This window comes from Frankia sp. BMG5.60 (assembly GCF_059428125.1).
Genome location: NZ_CM182091.1, coordinates 4,362,867 through 4,380,543, shown reverse-complemented (window position 1 = coordinate 4,380,543; position 17,677 = coordinate 4,362,867). Strand labels below are relative to the sequence as shown.

Annotated in this window: 16 protein-coding genes; 7 read left to right on the top strand and 9 right to left on the bottom strand. The window is 73.0% G+C overall.

What is annotated here, in order from left to right:
• Positions 1-44 precede the first annotated feature (44 nt).
• The 6 genes from AC5R91_RS17960 to AC5R91_RS17935 all read right to left on the bottom strand — a co-directional run bounded on the left by AC5R91_RS17960 (position 45) and on the right by AC5R91_RS17935 (position 5,801).
• Positions 45-590 carry a DUF3618 domain-containing protein gene (locus AC5R91_RS17960; protein ID WP_495392506.1) on the bottom strand — a complete coding sequence of 182 codons (546 nt, stop codon included), beginning with the start codon at positions 588-590 and terminating at the stop codon, positions 45-47.
• Between the two features lie 77 nt (positions 591-667).
• Entirely contained in the window at positions 668-1,237 is a 570-nt protein-coding gene (locus AC5R91_RS17955) for a phage holin family protein (protein ID WP_495392505.1), read from the bottom strand.
• 92 nt (positions 1,238-1,329) lie between these two features.
• Complete coding sequence (locus AC5R91_RS17950) at positions 1,330-2,439, bottom strand: YihY/virulence factor BrkB family protein (RefSeq protein WP_495392504.1); 1,110 nt, start codon at positions 2,437-2,439, stop codon at positions 1,330-1,332.
• 125 nt (positions 2,440-2,564) lie between these two features.
• Positions 2,565-3,449 carry an alpha/beta fold hydrolase gene (locus tag AC5R91_RS17945; RefSeq protein ID WP_495392503.1) on the bottom strand — a complete coding sequence of 295 codons (885 nt, stop codon included), beginning with the start codon at positions 3,447-3,449 and terminating at the stop codon, positions 2,565-2,567.
• A gap of 226 nt (positions 3,450-3,675) precedes the next feature.
• Positions 3,676-5,214 (bottom strand): MSMEG_0567/sll0787 family protein, encoded by a 1,539-nt coding sequence (locus AC5R91_RS17940; RefSeq protein ID WP_495392502.1) that lies wholly within the window; start codon positions 5,212-5,214, stop codon positions 3,676-3,678.
• Positions 5,215-5,291: 77 nt separating this feature from the next.
• A complete protein-coding gene (locus AC5R91_RS17935; RefSeq protein WP_041940082.1) occupies positions 5,292-5,801 on the bottom strand; it encodes an MSMEG_0572/Sll0783 family nitrogen starvation response protein in 510 nt (169 codons plus the stop codon).
• A 477-nt stretch (positions 5,802-6,278) separates the two neighbouring features.
• On the opposite strand from AC5R91_RS17935, the gene AC5R91_RS17930 reads away from it, so the two are divergent.
• The 5 genes from AC5R91_RS17930 to AC5R91_RS17910 all read left to right on the top strand — a co-directional run bounded on the left by AC5R91_RS17930 (position 6,279) and on the right by AC5R91_RS17910 (position 13,141).
• Positions 6,279-7,133 (top strand): metallophosphoesterase, encoded by an 855-nt coding sequence (locus AC5R91_RS17930; RefSeq protein WP_495392501.1) that lies wholly within the window; start codon positions 6,279-6,281, stop codon positions 7,131-7,133.
• Between the two features lie 1,076 nt (positions 7,134-8,209).
• Positions 8,210-9,340, top strand: coding sequence for a DegT/DnrJ/EryC1/StrS family aminotransferase (locus AC5R91_RS17925; RefSeq protein WP_495392500.1), 1,131 nt, complete (start codon positions 8,210-8,212; stop codon positions 9,338-9,340).
• An 8-nt stretch (positions 9,341-9,348) separates the two neighbouring features.
• Positions 9,349-10,326 (top strand): NAD-dependent epimerase/dehydratase family protein, encoded by a 978-nt coding sequence (locus AC5R91_RS17920; RefSeq protein ID WP_495392499.1) that lies wholly within the window; start codon positions 9,349-9,351, stop codon positions 10,324-10,326.
• A 2-nt stretch (positions 10,327-10,328) separates the two neighbouring features.
• Positions 10,329-11,672, top strand: a complete 1,344-nt coding sequence (locus AC5R91_RS17915) for an MGDG synthase family glycosyltransferase (RefSeq protein WP_495392498.1) — start codon at positions 10,329-10,331, stop codon at positions 11,670-11,672.
• A 266-nt stretch (positions 11,673-11,938) separates the two neighbouring features.
• Complete coding sequence (locus AC5R91_RS17910) at positions 11,939-13,141, top strand: DMT family transporter (RefSeq protein WP_495392497.1); 1,203 nt, start codon at positions 11,939-11,941, stop codon at positions 13,139-13,141.
• Positions 13,142-13,344: 203 nt separating this feature from the next.
• Here AC5R91_RS17910 and AC5R91_RS17905 read toward each other — a convergent pair whose 3' ends face one another.
• A complete protein-coding gene (locus AC5R91_RS17905; protein WP_495392496.1) occupies positions 13,345-14,112 on the bottom strand; it encodes an NUDIX hydrolase in 768 nt (255 codons plus the stop codon).
• Between the two features lie 81 nt (positions 14,113-14,193).
• On the opposite strand from AC5R91_RS17905, the gene AC5R91_RS17900 reads away from it, so the two are divergent.
• Together AC5R91_RS17900 and AC5R91_RS17895 are read left to right on the top strand one after the other, a co-directional pair.
• Positions 14,194-15,234 carry an SPFH domain-containing protein gene (locus AC5R91_RS17900; RefSeq protein ID WP_495392495.1) on the top strand — a complete coding sequence of 347 codons (1,041 nt, stop codon included), beginning with the start codon at positions 14,194-14,196 and terminating at the stop codon, positions 15,232-15,234.
• The gene (locus AC5R91_RS17895) at positions 15,231-16,154 is read left to right on the top strand and encodes an NAD(+)/NADH kinase (RefSeq protein WP_495392494.1); all 924 of its coding nucleotides are present in this window, start codon (positions 15,231-15,233) and stop codon (positions 16,152-16,154) included. The genes AC5R91_RS17900 and AC5R91_RS17895 overlap by 4 nt, the downstream gene beginning before the upstream one ends.
• A gap of 101 nt (positions 16,155-16,255) precedes the next feature.
• On the opposite strand, the gene AC5R91_RS17890 is transcribed toward AC5R91_RS17895, so the two are convergent.
• Both AC5R91_RS17890 and AC5R91_RS17885 read right to left on the bottom strand, forming a co-directional pair.
• A complete protein-coding gene (locus AC5R91_RS17890) occupies positions 16,256-16,900 on the bottom strand; it encodes a dihydrofolate reductase family protein (RefSeq protein ID WP_495392493.1) in 645 nt (214 codons plus the stop codon).
• Between the two features lie 337 nt (positions 16,901-17,237).
• Complete coding sequence (locus tag AC5R91_RS17885) at positions 17,238-17,396, bottom strand: hypothetical protein (RefSeq protein ID WP_495392492.1); 159 nt, start codon at positions 17,394-17,396, stop codon at positions 17,238-17,240.
• Between the last annotated feature and the right edge of the window lie 281 nt (positions 17,397-17,677).

The window sequence follows — 17,677 nt, the reverse complement described above, 5'->3', positions numbered from 1 at the left end:
CACGTGCCCGGGCGTCCGGTGGCCGGATCTCCCGGCGAGGGTCGTCAGTCGAGCGTCTCCGCGCCCTGGCGTCGGTGGCGCAGCACGACCAGCAGCAGCGCGAGCAGCGCCGCCGCGGCAGCCGCGGCCGAGCCGGTGGCCCTGGGGTTCGCGGCGGCCTTCTGCCGGCCCGCGTTGACCGCCCCGCCCGCGGTGTCGCGCACCTGGCTCACCTTCGCCGCGACCTGCGGGTGGGAGTCGAGCTGGCGGTGGACCGTCTGGCTGGCGGAGCCGGCGGCGCTGCCAGCGGTGTCCCTGGCCCGCTGCGCGGTCGCGGCGACCTGCGGGTGCGCGTCGAGCTGGCGGCGCACCGTGGCCTTGGCCTGGTCCGCGGTCTGGTGGGCCTTTTCGGTGACGGTACCCGTCGTCGCGGCCACCTTCGGCCGCACCGACTCGGTCGCCGAGCTCACCCGGCGCCGGAGGTCCTGCGCCGTGCGCCCGGCCACCTTCTGCGGGCTGACGCGGTCGGAGAGCTCGTCGAGATCGTCGCCGAGCCGGGCCCGGGTCGCCTCGATGTCGGACCGGATCTCATCCGGACTCGTGCTGGTCACTGCCCACCTGGCCTTTCAGTCGGTATCTGCGCTGGTGAAATCCGAGCCGCGCACGGGAAGCGGGGAGAAGGAGGGGCTTACTTGCGTCGGCTCTGCGCCCACTGGACGTCCTCGCGCAGCGTCTCCACGGTCTGCGTCGGGGCGGGGTGGACTCTGCGAACGGTGGAACGACCCTTCAGCGCCAGCACCGCGGCGACGGCGCCGAGCACGACGGTGACGATGAGAGCCGCCCAGCCCAGCGCCATCACCTCCCCGAGCCCGAACATGACGGCTAGCAGGGCGAACAGCAGCGCGAAATACCCGGCGCCGCCGGCGCCGGCGAACATGCCGGCCCCCTTGCCGGCCTTCTTCGCCTCCTCACGGACCTCCGCCTTCGCGAGGGCGACCTCCTGGCGGAACAGGGTGGAGATGTCCGTGACGACCTCGGAGACGAGCTGCCCGGTCGAACCGCGGCCCGCGGCGTGCCCCTCCCCGTCATGACGCGCGGTCGTGGACCGGCTGCTGGTCGAGGTCGCGGCGGCCGGGGCGCGCAGCACCTGGGTCGACTCGTCCGGCGCGTCCACGTCGACACCGCCCCGGTACGCGGTACTATCGTTCGGGTACGGATCGGCAGTGACGTCTGGCTGCTGACGGTATGTGCTCGTCATGGGTTCTCCTCGCGGGTTCTCCTGGCGGGGCGTCCGCGTGGCGGCACCCGTGGAACATCGTGTGGTCTGCGGAATTCCCCACCTTGGGCCGCTTAACCACGCCTCTCGCGACGCCTGAGACGGATACCCGTCCTGATCCGTTCGGCCGCGCCCGCCGGGCGGTCGTCGGCGGTCTCCCCATCCCGATCAGCCTCGTCGTCGGATTCCGGTCGGTCCCAGGGGCGGCGCACGCCGACGGGGGAGGCCTCCGGATAGGTCTCGGGCGCGGTGGCGCCGGTCGCCTCGCGGGCCGCCTCGGCGTTGAGCAGCGCGCCGATGAGCACGACCGTGACGGCGTAGTACAGCCACAGCATGAGGATGACGACGCCGCCGAGCGCGCCATAGGTCTTGTTGTAGTGGCCGAAGGCGCGCACGTAGAACGAGAACGCCACCGAGGCGACGATCAGCGCCACGGTCGCGACCATGGCCCCGACCGACGCCCACCGCCAGTTCGCCGGGGTGTGGGCCGGCCCGAAGCGGTAGAGCGTGCCGACCGCGGCCATCACGATCAGCGCCAGCACGAGCCACTGCACCACCGTGAGCAGCACCCGGACCGTCCCGTCGGCCACATGGTGGGACAGCAGGGAGCCGCCGGCGGTGATGCCGCCGACGACCAGCACCGCGACGACCACGCCCCCGAGGCTCATCGCGACCGCGAGCGCCCGCAGTCGGACTGGCCCCCGCGTCTCCTCCTGCTCGAAGGCCACGGTCACGGCCTTGATCAGGTTCTGCGTGCCGGAGGAGACCGCCCAGAGCACCCCGGCGAGGCTTAGCAGCAGGCCCAGGCCGAGCCCGGAGTGGTTCGTCGAGACGATGCCGTTCAGCCAGTCCCGCAGCACCGTGCTCGTCGACGGCGACAGCGAGCCGGACAGGTGGGCGATCTGGTCGCTCACCGTCTGGGGGCTGGCGACCAGGCCGTAGACGGTGAGCACCGCGATGGCGGCCGGGAAGATCGACATGATCGCCCAGAACGCCACGCCGCTGGCGATCAGCGGGATCGACAGGATGCCGAGCTGTGACTTCACCCGCTTTGCGACCGAGAGCCAGCCTCGCGCCGGGACGGACGTCGGGCCGTGCTCGGGCGGGTCGACCTCCCGCACCGGCCGGCTGGTCCGGTGCCCGTGGTCGTCGTGGCGGTGCCCGAGGAGGGCGGACGGATTCATGACGATCTCCACTGCCGTCGTGACATGACGGCAGATGTACCCGTCCGACCCTGGTCAACCCACCTTTCGGGCCGTCACCCGGGCGCCCGCCGCGGCGGAGTCCTCGGTCGGTGCGCTCCCGGGGGTCAGTCGGTGCGTTCCTGGGGGGAGGAGTGCTCCCAGTCGGCCAGGATGGTGCGGATGCCCGTGACCAGCAGCAGCGGCCGGTCGAGCATCACATGGTGACCGGCGAGCGGGATCTCGATCACCGGCGCCACCCGGCCGAGCAGGTTGTACATCTGCACCCCGATGTCCGGCGTCAGCAGGCCGTACTCGGCCCGGAACAGCGCGACCCGGCAGTGCACCTTGCGCAGCACCTCCGGGGAGGGCGTGCGGTTGCCGAACACCTTCGGGTCGAACTTCCACGTCCAGCCGCCCTGGACCGAGCCGATCGACCCACGGGCGATGTGGTCGATGATGAACGGCAGCGAGGTCGGCTGGTCCGGAACCGTGCGGAACCGGGCCAGGGCGTCGGTCGCGGTCGGGTAGACCCGCAGCGGCCCGAAGGCGGTCCGGTCGCGGGCGGCCCGCTCCTCCGGGGTGAACTCCTGGACGGGGGAGTCGACGACGACGATGCCGGCGACCCGGTCCGGGTACTCGGCGGCGGTCATGATCGTGACCCAGCCGCCCATGCTGTGGCCGATGATGATCGGCGGCGAGGTGATGCCGGCGTGGTCGATGACGCCGATGACCTCCGCCGCCCATGTGCTCAGCGTGTAGTCCTCGCGCCGGTCGCTGTCGCCGTGGCCGGACAGGTCCAGGGCGACGACCCGGTACTCGCTGGGGATCAGGGGGGCGATGTGGTCCCACCACCCCGCGTGGGCGGCGCCGCCGTGGACCAGTACGATCGCCGGCCGCCCGGCCGCACCCCAGCAGCGGTAGCTGATGGTGGCGCCGGCGACCTCGGTCTCGTGCCGCTGCGGTCGGCTGTCAAGGGCGGCCTCGAACCAGGCCGGTGCTTCGTCTTCCATCCCAGGTCTCTGCCGTTCGGGTCGTGGGGCGGGTGGCTCCGGTCGCCGGCCGGGCGGCCTGCGACGTGTCCCACCCTGATACAACACCGCTTGCCCGGAGTTCCGGCCCTTCCGGGGCAGGTTGTCGGATTGACGATGTGTCACCTGGCGCCCTGCGACGGAGCCGTGACGCGCATGTGACCTCCCGGGGAGCGGTGTGGACCGGCGGTGATCGGCCGACGGCCGGTCAGGCGTGGCCGAGGCCGGTGATGTGACCGGCCAGCACGGGGGTGCGCCCCCCGTCGGGCCAGCGCAGCGTGACGCCCGTTCCGGGTAGCAGGATGCCGCACCTGGCCGAGGTCGCGGGCCCGGTCGGCGGCACCGGCCGGTCCGCCCGGTCGGCGGTGATCATCCCATAGCCGGGGAAGCAGGTCAGCCAGTCACCCATGGTCACCCCCGCCGGGCACGGCACGGCCGCCACGTCCAGTTCGGCGGCGCAGCCGCTGGCCTCGGCGAGCATCCCGAGGGTGCCGGCGATGCCGGCCATGCTGACGTCCTTGGCCGCACCGGGCCGATGCCGGCCGGGCATCCGCACCATCGCCTGCAGCTCGGCGGTCCGCCGGGTGGCGGCCGAGTCCCACTGCCGACCGGTGTACCCCGGGCGCCAGCCGCCGCCGAGGTCGACCGTGAGGGAGACGGCGTGGCCGGGCAGCCCGCCGCCGGCCGGCACCGGGTGCGCCGCGCGCCCGAGCGCCGTGACGGCCAGCGCCGCCCGGACGCCGAACTGGCTGTGCCCGCCGAGGATCTGCACGCCGTAGGCGTCCGCCGCCGCGCGCAGCCCCCCCAGCACCCGGGCGACGTGCGACGCGGTCGGGCCCGCCACCGCGTCGAGCAGGCCGATCGGGGTGGCCCCCATGGCGGCGAGGTCGTTGATGCTCACCTGCGCCCCGCACCAGCCGGCCCAGTGCGGGTCCCGCTCCACCATCGTCGGCATGATCGCGTCGCAGGCCGCGACGATGTCGCTACCCGGCAGCGGGGCGCCGTCGTCGCCGACGAAGCCGGGCCCACCCGGACGCAGCCCGGCGAGCACCGCGCCCAGCGGGGCCTTACCGGTCGCGACCAGCGCGGCGATCCGGTCGATGGGCCAGCGCATCAGCACCCCCGGCCCGCGGGCGAGGGGCGTCGGACCTGCCGTGGACCAGCCCAGCCGGCCGAAGAAGCGCTCCAGCTCCGGGCGCACCGCCGCCTCGAGCCGGAGCACCCCGCAGTCCTCCGCCCGGGCGGCGGCGGCACGCACGAGCGCGGCGGCGACGCCGGGGAACTCGTGGCGGGCTCGGGCGGACACGGCGAGCCGATCGCAGTACCAGGCGCCCAGGTCCGGCCCGGGCCACAGCGGTCCGAGCCGGATCCCACCGAGGACGGCGCCGTCGCCCCCCGCGCCGACGGCCCGTGCGACCAGGACGACCGTCCGCGGATCGTCGGTCCGTGGATCGTCGGTCCGCGGACCGCCGGTCAGGGGATCGTCGCCCCCGGAACCCTCGGATCCGGTGCGGGTGACCAAGCTCGCGAGCTCGCGGTAGGCCGCGAGTGTCGCGGCGTCGCCGGCCTGCTCGATGCGGTACGGGGGCAGGCGCTCCAGCGTCCGCCGGTCGCCCCAGATCGCGAGGGTGTCGACCGGCTCGGCCGCCACCGGCGGCGCGGCGCCCGCGGACAGCAGCGCGTCGAGGACCGGCCGGGCCACCCGTGCGCGCCGGGGTGGGGCGGACGGCGCGCCGTCGACGGTCATGTGGGGTTGTTTGTCGGCATCGAGTGCATCCAGTCGGTCGGAGCATGATCTGGTCGGTCAGAACGTGGTGGAGTCGGTCAGAACATGAAGGTGGAATTGATGATCGCGCCACGCCGGGTGTACTCGATGACGCAGTCCTGGATGTCCAGCGGATGCGCGGGTATCACCCCGTCGATGACGTCCTCCTCGCGCAGGCCGTGCAGCGAGAGTCCGAACCGGCAGACGTAGACCTTCCCGCCCTCCTTGATGAACGTCTCGATCTGGTGATTGATGTTGTGCTCACCCGGAAACGCGGAATCGCCGGTGTGTGGAAACCCCCGGGTCGCCATCGTGTTCATCGCGCCAGGCCCGTAGAAATAGAGCACGGACTCGAAGCCCTTGCGCAGGGCGCGGGTGGCCTGCAGTATCGCGACGAAGCTGACCGACGACTCGTGCGCGATCCCGTGGACGAGGGTCAGGTAGCACTCGCCGTCGCGGGCCTGGTAGTCCGGGAAGATCTTGGTTGATCCGTACAGGTTGCTACCCGGTGGAAGCGCCGGATGGGGAACCTCGTTGAGGCTCTGCCGATCGTTCTCCGTCAGCTCCATGAACGCTCCTCGATCGGGCCCGGACGTGACCACGCGGATCGCCTGTCGCCGGTCTGGCCGGAGTGCAGCCGGTCATCGTCGACGACAAAACGCGGGACGGTACCGGTGGTCGGCACGTTCCGCGGAGATCCCCTCGATGCACGGGTTGCAGTCAAGCACCTCGCCGATTCCCGTGTGCGCCGAACACGACGATCCGCGACGAAGCCCGTGCTTTCTGGTCCCGGTATGGCCGCGGCGGACCAGACGGCATTGTCCGTCGCTCCGATTGGCTCTTTCCTTGCAACGATTGACCGGCCTGGGGTGCTTTGCGCACCCGCCCGTCGGCGCCAGCCCGAACCAGCGATGGTTCGCCGATTGCCGGGCGATTCGTGCCTTCCTGGTGGCCGAGGACCGCCAGCCGGCACCGTTGAGCGGCGAACCGGGGATCGCCCGGCAGCGCAACGGCGGACCGGGGATGCTGGTGGGGTGCGATATGCCGTGCTTGCCGACCTCCACGGCCGGCCGGGGGCACTGCGGCGGATCCTCGCCGCCGCCGCGGCGGCGGGCGCCGACGAGATCGTCTGCCTCGGCGACTACCTGGAGGCGAAGGTCCCGCGCCGCTTGCATGATCCCTCGCGGTTCTGGCCGCTGGAGCGGGTCGTCGACCCCGATCCGGCGCTGTGGGCGCGCCTCGCCGGCATCCGCCGGGTGCTGGGCAACCAGGAGCTGCGCATCCGCGATCTGCTGCGGCCCGAGCAGGTACCCGCCGACCTCGCCGCGCTGCTCGACGCGCCCGAGCGGGATCGCCTGCACGGCCTCGTGGGTCTACACGGCCATCAGATCCGTTGGTCGACCGGCCGTGCCGAGCCCGCCGGCGGCCCGGGCGAGCCGGTCGGGACGGCAGCCCACGGCGTCGTGGACGGGCGGGACCTGCTCGTGCCGGTCGCCGCCGACGTCCCCCGGGTGCCGGTCGTGGTGGTGGGGCACACCCACCAGGAGGCCATGTTCGAGATCGTCTGGTCGGACACCGCCGCCGGCGGCGAGGTGGCGGACGACCCGGCGGCGGGGCTGGTGGGGCCGGTGGGGCTCGTGGGGTCGGCGACGGTCGTGCGGGCGCTGCCTCCCGTCGAACCCGGCCGGCCGGTCCCGGTGCCCCGGTCGGACCGCGGCGGCGGCCTCGCGGTCGTCGGCCCGGCAAGCGGACCGGCACCCGTCCCCGGTCCGGCCGGTGCGGGCCCGTCCGTCGCTGCCACGCTGGTGGTCAACGTCGGGCCCGCCCGAGGCAAGCCGTCCCACTGGATGTTGTACGACACGGACCGTGGCGAGATCAGCTTTCGGCGGGCGGTTCGATAGCTAATCGTCCATTGTCAAGCACGTTGGGGCGTCAAATGGCAAGAGTCAGACGTGAGTGACTTTGGTCCTGTCGCCTCCGACAGATGGGGGTCGTACACTTTCACTAGTCCCGGTGAAGTTCTGCACCTGCGTTCCCCCCGTACGCCAGGTGAGGTGGCTTCACCGGGACTTCTTGCGTCCGAGTGGGTGCGGAGCGTTCCCAGGTCGGGGCAATCCCAGGTCGGAGCGTTCGCCTCCGTGCCGGTGGTCATGGGATGGCGTCGTGCCGCCGCTCACCCCCACGGGGTGAATCCGGCCCCCGGGCCTGGGCGCCGACGCCCCCGCCCATGGCCGGCGACCACCGCCGGCGCGATCTCCCGGTGGTCGCCCGGCGCGCTGCCCGCCCCGCCGATCAGCCTCGCCCGGCGGGGATCCCCGACCGGTCGACCCCCGTCTCGCGGAGTGGCGCGTCACCGCGCCGGTCTCGCCGGTGGGCCACCGGCGGGCCAGGCCCGCCCGGTTCGCGATTGGTGATGGGAGGGTGACCGACTGCCACAACGGGTATCGGAGGCGCGACGAAGCCCCGTGCGCCCGGCGGCCTCCGGACCGTCGGCGGGGAGGGAGAGGGGGCACCCACGATCGATCACCGTCCGTCCCGGAGTGCGTGTCTTCGGCGATGTGGATGAACGACCCGACGGTTGGCGTCGCTTTGCCGACAGGTTCGGCTACTTTCGGATAGATGTGAGATGTTTCGTAGATAACCAGTGTGGGCCGTAGCTGCGCCGTCGACCGGGGTCGATAGCCTGTTTTGGGCATGTACTGACAAAGCTGGGCGTTACATCCGGACGAGTTGGAGGGGGCGCGGTCGCGTCGGCGGGAGGCCGGCGTAATCCGGGGCCGTGGGGTCGCGAGGGTCGCGGCCGCCAGGGGAGTTCCGCATCGCGGCGATGCCGTCTCGCGGACGCCCGCGGACCCGACATTGCGGCTGGGCCGCGATGCCGGGCGACCGGGGTCCGCGCATCGGCGCGCCACCGCGATACGGGGCATCCGGAGCAGTGCCCGCTCACACGGATAACTCGGAAGGCAGGGGTGAACAGGTGCATGTCCCCGCGGCGCGCATCGTCTTCTCACCGGAGGATCGCGCGGAGATCGCGTCGGCCACGATCGAGATCCTTTCCACCGGCGCGATGACCTTGGGCGCTCATACCGATGAATTCGAGGCGGCATTCGCCGCCGCTCACCGAGCCCCGTTCGCGGTGGCCGTGAGCAGCGGCACGGCCGCACTGGAGATCATTCTCCGAAGTCTGGACGTTCAGGGTGCGGACGTCGTCGTTCCCACCAACACATTCGCCGCGACCGCCTTCGCGGTACTCCGGGCCGGGGCCACCCCGGTCTTCGCGGATGTGAGTCCGGACACCTTCGCGTTGACCGCCCGTGACGTCGAGGCGGCCGTGACCCCCAACACCCGGGCCGTGGTGCTGGTGCACATCGGCGGCCTGATCGCGCCGGACGTCGCCGAGTTGGCGGCGTTCTGCGCCGACCGCGGCCTCGCACTCGTCGAGGACGCGGCGCACGCCCACGGCTGCCGCCACGGTGAGGGATACGCCGGCTCCTTCGGGGTGGCGGGCGCGTTCTCGTTCTACCCCACCAAGCTGATCACCAGTGGCGAGGGCGGGATGATCGTCACCGCCGACCCCGCCATCCACGAGGCCGCGCTGATCTACCGCGACCAGGGCAAGGCGGGCTTCCTCGGCAACACCCACATCAAGCAGGGCTACGCCTGGCGCCTCAGCGAGATGCACGCCGTCACCGGCAAGGTGCATCTGCGCCACCTCGGCGAGTTCCTGACGACCCGCGCCGCCGTGGCCGCCCGCTACGACGCCGCGCTCGACGCCCTCGACGGCGCCGGCCGCCTGCGGGTGCCCGCGGGTGACGTCTGCAACTACTACAAGTACATCGTGCTGCCCCGACCCGGTGTCGACCGGGCGCGGCTGAAGAAGGAGCTCAAGGAGCGCCACGGGGTCTCGCTCAGCGGTGAGGTCTACGAGGCGCCGCTGCACCAGCAGCCCGTGTTCAGCGACTACGCGGGCCGTTCGCTGCCGGTCGCGGAGGACCTGTGCGCCCGGCACGTGTGCCTGCCGATCCATTCCGACATGACCGACGCGGAGGCCGACCACGTGGTCACCTCCTTCGCCGCCGCGCTGGCGAGCCTGGACCTGGACGGGTGAGCGTGAGCATGAAGATTGCCGTTACCGGAGGCTCGGGGTTCATCGGCAGCCACGTCGTGGACCGGCTCCTCGACGCCGGCCACGACGTCCTCTCCCTCGACGTCGACTCCCGCCCGAGCGACCCGCGGGCGACCAGCCGGCAGGTCGACGTGCTCGATCTGCCGGGGCTGACCGCGGCGTTGGCCGGGGTCGAGGCGGTGTTCCACGTCGCGGGGATGTCCAACGTGGACTTCGCCTACGCCGACCCGGCGCGCACGGTGCGTCTCAACGTCGAGGGCACCGGCAACGTCTGCGAGGCGGCCCGGCAGGCCGGCGTCGCCCGCGTGCTGTTCGCCAGCACCGTGTGGGTCTACGGCGCGGTCGGGGAACGGGCGGATCCGGCGCCGCTCACCGAGGACGCCGAGATCACCCTCGGGCGCGCCGGCCACGTCTACACCTCGACGAAGCTCGCCGCCGAGCTGCTGCTGCACAGCTATCAGCAGACCTACGGGCTGCCCTTCACGATCCTGCGCTACGGCATCCCCTACGGCCCCGGCATGCGCGACGAGCTGGTGCTGGCCCGGTTCGTCCGCAAGGCGCTCGACGGCGAGTCGCTCACGGTCGCCGGCGACGGACAGCAGTTCCGCAACTACGTGTTCGTCCGCGACCTCGCCGACGCCCACGTGCTGGCGCTGCGGCCCGAGGCGGAGAACGCCACCATCGCCCTGGAGGGCGCCGAGGCGGTCAGCGTGCTGGAGATGGCGCAGGCGGTGTGCCGCCACTTCCCCGGCACGGCGATCGAGCACGTGCCGGCCCGGCCGGGCGACTTCCGGGGCCGGGAGGTGTCGGCGCAGCGGGCGCTGGAGCTGCTGGGCTGGCGACCGACCACCCCGTTCACGGACGGGGTACGGCAGTACATCGAGTGGTACCTGGCAAACCGACGGCCCCCGACGCAGGCCGTCCAGCCCGTCGACGACCTAGACGTCTCCGCAGCGTCCTCGGAGTAACCATGGCTCAGATCGGCGGTATCACGGTGAGCGGACCATCCGAAAACGGCGATCCGGCGGCGACCGCCGCTCCCCCGACCCGACCCTCCGCGGAGGGTCGGCCGGCGGGGGTGGCGTCGGCGGTCGGACGCCTCGGCGACGACAAGGCGCCCGACCGCGGCGGACCGGTGATCAACGGCCTCGCGGTGGAGGAGGCCGCGGCCGCGGCCCTGTTCGCCGGGGCTGGGGCGCGGCAGCCGGCGACCCGTCGCGGATCGGCGCTGCTGCTGTCCGGTTCGCTGGGCATGGGGCACGACGTCATGGCCGAGGCGTGCGGGGCGTCGCTGGCGCGGCGCGGGTTCACCGCCCGGACCGCCGACAGCCTGCGCATGCTCGGCGGGCGCAACGGCTCCCGTGGGGAGAAGGTCTTCCGCGGGATGATCGCCGTGCCGGGCCTCTACGACGCCGTGCACTTCTCCCAGATGCGCACCGGTGGCCGGTTGGCCCTGGCGATCGAGCGGGCGTCGAGCCGCTACGTCGTCCCGGCGCTGCGCCAGGAGCTCACCGAGCAGCCGACCGATCTCGTCATCTCCATCTTCGCCACCGGCGCCGCGGCGACCAGCCGGGTCAAGCCGGAGTTCCCCGGCCTGGTCACCGCGGTGTTCTCCACCGACTGTTGCGTGCACCGGCTGTGGGTGCACGACAACACCGACCTGTACCTGGTCACCTCGCAGACTGCCGCCCGCTACGTGCGGCGGTTCGCGCCGGGCGCGCTCGTCTCGGTCGTGCCCACCCCCGTGCGCGAGCCGTTCTACGACCCCCCCACCCAGGAGGAGGCGCGCGCGGCGCTCGGCATCCCGGCCGACGCCCCGTGCGTGCTGCTGATGTCCGGCTCCTGGGGTCTCGGGCCGCTGGTCGAGGGTGCCGCGGCGATGGCCGCGGCGGGGATCTACGTGCTCGCGGTGGCCGGGCGGAACAAGCCGCTGGCGGCGCGGCTGACCGCCCTGGCCGAGCGGCAGCACAAGGTCATCCCGTTCGGCTTCACCGACCGCATCCCGGCGCTGATGGCCGCCAGCGACCTGGTCGTCACCTCCTCCGGGGACACCTGCAGCGAGGCGCGGGTGATCGGCCGGGACCTGCTGCTCATCGACGTCGTGCCGGGGCACGGCCGGGACAACCTGCAGAAGGAGCTTGAGCGGGGGCACGCCGAGGTCACCAACACCGATCCGGTGTCGCTGACCCGTTCCGCGCTCGCCTGCCTCGACCGGGTCAAGCCCCCCTCGGACCGGGTGGCGATCGGGCCGCAGGCGTGGGAGCAGGCGTTCGGCTCGGCGCTGGCGCAGATCGGCTTCGGTGCCCACTGGTGATGCGGTGCCCACTGGTGATGCGGTGCCCATTGGTGAGACGCGTCGGCGGTGGGACGCATCGGCGTCGGGCGGGCGCTCGTCCGGCCCGGGACGTTCCACGCGGCCCCCGGTGTTGACCCCGTCAGATGTTGTCGTCCCGGGTGTGGGCCCGGGGCGGCGGGGGACGAGTGAGGCGGCCAGCGCATGGGCAGGGCAGGGGGACCCCGGCATGAACGGCCGGATCCAGGCGCGAACGACGGCACGCCCGTGACCAGGATGGCGCGCGTATGAGCAAGGCGTTGGCGCTCGGCCTGCCCACCGCGATGGTGTCGGCCGCGCTGTACGGGGTCGCGCCGCTGGTGCAGGCGCGGGCCGCCCGGCGCGAGGAGGACAGTTCCGGCCTGGGGCTGGGCCTGCTGGCCCGGCTGGTGCTGCGCCCGCTGTGGCTGCTCGGGCTCGCCGTCGAGGCGGCCTCGTTCCTGCTGGAGGTCTACGCCCTGTCGGTCGCGCCGGTGGCGATGGTCGCCCCGGTGATGGCTCTCGACATGATCATCTTCACGTTACTGGCCCAGCGGGTGCTCGGTGAACGGATCAGCCTGACGGGCTGGCTGGGCGTCGGCTCGATGGTCGCCGGGGTCGGCCTGCTCGCCTATGGCTTCGCCAGTCGCGCCGAGGTCGGCAGCGCGGCCAGCACGGACGTCCTGCTGGCCTTCCTCGTCCTCGGCCTGATCTTCGCCCTGGTGTGCGCGTTCCTCGCGAACGTCGCCGCCGCCCGGAGCATGATCGCCGGGGCGGCGTTCGGCTTCGGCGCGGCCGCCGGCGTCTGCTATGCGATCGCCACCCTCGCGACCCGTCAGATCGGCCTGGCGGTCAACGATCGCCGCGAGGGCCAGTCCGCGCTGGCCGACCTGCTCACCACCCCGACGCCGTACGTCCTCGTGCTGTTCTCCGTGCTGGCTCTCGGTCTGCAGCAGCGCGGGCTGCAGGGCCGGGCGGCGGTGATCGCCTTCCCCGTGACCAGCGGGGTGTCCGCCTTCCTGCCGGTCACCCTGGGGCTGACGCTGTTCGGCGAGCCGGCCCCGGACGGCGCCCATCGGGTGGCGTTCATCGTCGCGATGGTGATGGTGGCCGCCGGCATCGCCGCCCTCGGGCGCGACCGGATGGCGGCCAACCGCTCCGTGGACGAGCTGGAGGGCGCCGCGGCACGCCCCGACGGGCCGGATCCAGGTCGGCCGGATGGAGGTCGGCCGGATGCAGATCGGCCGGATCCCGGTCCCGGTCGGCCGGATTTGCGTGGAGCTGATTCTGACCGACTGGACCCCGCCGAGCGGTTGGACTCGGAACGGCTGGATTCCGAGCGGCTGGAATCGAAGCGGATTGACCTGGAGCGGGTGGATCTCGGACGGCGTTCTCGCCACGGCGACGAACCGTGGAACCCGCCGGGCCGGGGAGACGGCGGGCCCGGCGCCGCGCTGCGGGAACTCGGCTGACTCGGAGGGTTGCCGGACCGGGCGACGAACCATCACCAAGGGCGCGGACCGGCACGGTCGCTAACCCTGACGGCATGACCCCAAACTTATAGTGACACCGCGTGTGCTTTCGGTGAGATAGTCGAGGTGGCCGGCCGCCCGGGTTCACCCCCCGATCGCCCGGGCGCCCGGCCATCTCCCGCCCGCGGCCACCCATGGCCCACTCAGGGTAGCCGCGGGACGGGCCGGAGCATCGCGGGATGCAGCACCGTGGCGTCGCCCTGACGGTACAGCTCCGCGGGCCGGCCCCCGTCCCGGGTCGTGAAGCGCCCGGTCGGGATGAGGAAGCCCGCGGTCCCGGTCACCTTGCGGTGGAAGTTGCGGGGGTCCAGCCGCGAGCTCCAGACCAGCTCGTAGATCCGGCGCAGCTCCGCCACCGTGAACTCGCCTTCGCAGAAGGCCGTCGCCACCGCGCTGTACTCGATCTTTGCCCGGGCGCGTTCCAGCCCGTCCGCGAGGATCGCCGCATGGTCGAAGGCCAGCCCGGACCCGCCGCCAGGGGTCGAGACCGGCTCCCAGCGGCTCGCGGCGGCGTCCGTGCCGGCGATCGGCGTGCGCGACTGCGGCGCGAGCGCCAGGAACGCCACCGTGACGACCCGCCCGCGGGGATCGCGATCCGGCGCGCCGTAGGTCGCGAGCTGTTCGAGGTGTGCCGGCGGGTGGCGTAGCCCGGTCTCCTCGGCGAGCTCCCGCACGGCCGCCTCGGCGAGATCCTCCCCCGGCCGGACGAAGCCGCCCGGTAGGGCCCAACGGTCCCGGTAGGGCTCGATACCGCGGCGCACCAGCAGCACCTGGAGCTGCTCCTCGCGGACCGTCAGCAGGACCAGATCGACGCTGAGGGCGACCGGCACGACGTCCGCCGGCAGCCCGACCGCCCCGCCGCCGTCGGCGTGGGTGGTCGTGGCCGCGGACGACTCAGGGCGGGACGGCATGCGGGGAACCTTACTCGTCAGGTTGACGAGAACCGCGTTCCCGGATTATCGTCAGTTCGACGATAAAGAGAGGACCTCCTCATGGCGGACATCAGCCGGGCGCCGTTCCTGTGCCACCTGCGGGGCACCCCCACCGCGTACATCCGCCACCAGCGCGGCACGGCCGTCGCCCACGAGGGCGTCGGCCTGGTCTTCTGGTATCGGCCGCGCACGGCGGTGATCAGCGAGGTGCCGGTCGACGACCGGGAGCTCGCGGTGCTCTTCCACGCGCGGACCGCCGACTTCCAGGACGTCGCGGTGCAGGCCACCGTCACCTACCGGATCGCCGACCCGGTGCTGGCCGCCACCCGCCTCGACTTCGGCATCGACCCCGAGCTCGGCACCTGGCGGGAGAAGCCGCTCGACCAGCTCGCCGGGATGATCAATGAGTCCGCCCAGCAGTACGCCTCGGACCTGCTCGCGCGCACGTCGCTCACCACCGCCCTCGCCGAGGGGGTGCCGGTCATCCGGGCGCGGGTGACCGACGGCCTGCGCGCAGACGCCCGCCTCGTCCAGACGGGGGTGAGTGTGGTCGGGGTGCGGGTGGTCGCCGTCCGCCCGTCGCCGGAGGTGGAGAAGGCGCTGCGCACGCCCACCCGCGAACAGATCCAGACCGAGGCCGACCGGGCCACCTACGGCCGCCGCGCGCTCGCCGTCGAGCAGGAGCGGCGCATCGCCGAGAACGAGCTGCAGAGCAAGATCGAGCTGGCCGTGCGCGCGGAGCGGCTCGTGACCCAGGAGGGCGCCAACGAGCAGCGCCGGATGACCGAGCAGGCGGCGGCGGCGCGCATCGCCGCCGCGGCGGAGGCGGAGCGGGCCGAGACGGCCGCCCGCTCGCAGGCCGAGCAGGTTCGGGTGGAGGCGGCGGCGCGGGCCGAGGCCGTGCGCCTGGTCGGGCAGGCTGAGGCCGACGCCGAGGCGGCCCGGGTCGCCGCGGTCACCGGCCTGGACACCTCGGCGGTGGTCGCGCTGGCGGTGCGGGACCTGGCCGACCATCTGCCCGCGATCGGGGCGCTCACCATCACCCCCGACGTGGTCACCGAGGCGGTCGCCCGGTTCGTCCGCGCCGGCACCCCTCGGTGAGCCTCGCCCCGCGCGCGGTGCTCGTGCACCGGCGCACCGAGTACGCCGAGTTGCTGGACCGGCACGGCACCCGCGGCCAGGCCGCCTTCTTCCTGGCCACCCGCGGGCGGGAGCTGGCCGAGGTGCAGGCCGCCCACGACGCCGCCGAGGGGGCCCGTCGGGCGGTCGCCGCGGCGATCCCGCCGCACTGGCGTCGCGGCGAGGTGGAGCGGACCGACCTCGACCGGTTCCTGTTCGCTCCGGATGACGTGGTCGTCTGCGTCGGGCAGGACGGGCTCGTCGCGAACGTCGCGAAGTACCTCGACGGGCAGCTCGTCCTGGGGATCAACGCCGAACCCGCCCACACGCCGGGTGTCCTGGTCCGGCACGCCCCGGGAGAGGCTGCCGCGCTGCTGCGCGCCGTCGAAGGATCGCCCGCGGATCCCGCCCGGGGGCTGGGGCGCCTGCTGCGCGAACTGACCATGGTCGAGGCCCGCTCCGACGACGGCCAGCGCCTCGTCGCGCTCAACGAGGTCTACGTCGGCCACCCCGGCCACCAGACCGCCCGATACCGGTTGCGGGTTCCCGGCGAGGGCACGCCGGTGACCGAGCGGCAGGCGTCGTCCGGTCTGCTGGTCGGCACCGGCACCGGTGCGACGGGCTGGTGCCGCTCGGTCTGGGCGCAGCGGCGCAGCGAGCTTTCGCTCCCGGCGCCGACCGCCGGCGCGCTGGCCTGGTTCGTCCGCGAGGCGTGGCCGTCACCGGCCACGGGCACCGCCTGCACCGAGGGCCGCCTCGCCGGGCCGGCGCGGCTGGAGGTCCTGGTGGAGGCCGATCGGATGGTCGTGTTCGGCGACGGCATCGAGACGGACACGATCGAGCTGTCCTGGGGGCAGCAGCTCACCGTCGGCGTGGCCGACCGTCGCCTTCGCCTCGCCTAGTACATCGCGGGCGGGTTCGCACGGCGGGACGTCGCAGCCGGCGCGCGGGACCTGCTGGGATCCACCGCCGACGACACGGACCCACCTGGCGCGGGGCGGCTTCAGCCGGCGCGCCCGGCACCGCGATCGGGTGCGCTCATGTCCCCCGTTCCGGGCGTGCCGTCGGCGAGCCCGTAGCGCAGGTACACGGTGCCCTTCGGACCGGCTACCGGCGGTTCGAGGAGGGTGACGTTCGTGGGCACCGCGCCACCGTCGAACACCTTCTTCCCGACGCCGAGCACGAGCGGGTGCACCCAGAGGTCGAGACGGTCGAAGAGTTTCTCGCGCAGGAGGGTCTGCACCAGGTTCAGGCTCCCGACGACCTTCACGTGCTCGTGCCGGTCACGGATCTCGCGCACCGCGCCGGCGAGATCCGGGCCGAGCTGCGTGGACCCGGTCCACGAGAGGTCGGGCCTGCCGCGGGAGGCCACGTACTTCGGGACGCTGTTGAAGAGCGTGGCGATCTCGTTGTCCTCCCCGCCCTCCTGGTACGGCCAGTAGGCGGCGAAGATGTCATACGTCCGCCGGCCGAGCAGGAGGGCATCCGTGCCCTCGTACGCGGCACCGACCTGCGCCCCGGTGACCTCGTCCAGCAGGGGCGCCTGCCAGCCGCCGAACGCGAACCCCACCGGGTCCTCGTCGGGGCCGCCGGGTGCCTGCCCGACGAGGTCGAGGGTTGCGAACAGCTCGATGTGGATGAGGCCCATGCCCTACTCCCGATGAGTCGGTTGTCTCGGTCGGAAGGTAGACTTGTGGGCGCCGCCGCCAGACTCATCGCTGCGACGACACCCAGCTTCGTACTCGTCGACCGCCTCGCCCGGTGCATGTGGCTGCCCTGCGTTCAGCGTCACCGCAGGTCACCGGCGCGATCTACGGCTGTGGTACTGGCAGGCACCTCGCCCGCGGCGCGCCTCGAACGTCAGCCGCGGCGGCGAGCCCGGCGGCCTGGCCGGGAGGTCCAGGGTCGGCCAGGCCGGCGGACCGCGCCGGTCGCGGACGGGCCGGCCGGCGGACGGCGCCGCCCGCCGGGCCTGGGCCGGCCCATCACACCCCGAAGCGTTCGAGAGCCTTGCGTACCCGGAGGTTCGCCTGCGCGTAGGTGATCTTCCCGTCCACGTACGCCGACAGTGCCGCGCGCCGAACACGTTCGACTCGCTGATCTTTCATCGGGGTGTTGAGCAGGTTGGTCGTGGCGGTGGCCACGGCAATCACCTCCCAGTGGCAGGGGAACAGGATGGTGCTACGCGGTGAATCTCGGAAGCCGTGCCCGCAACCCGGGATCCGTCGGGGACGTCCATGCCCGGCGGATCCAGATGCGGACCGACCGTGATCAGATGTGAGAGGGTGCCCGGCGCGCGGGCGGGATGCGCCGTCCTCAGCTAGGACGGCGACGGGATGGCGGCTCCGCCGGCCACCGAGCCTGCCCGAGGCCCCCCTGCCGGCGGGCGACAACACGCGGCTGTGAGGACTGAGGCCATACGCGC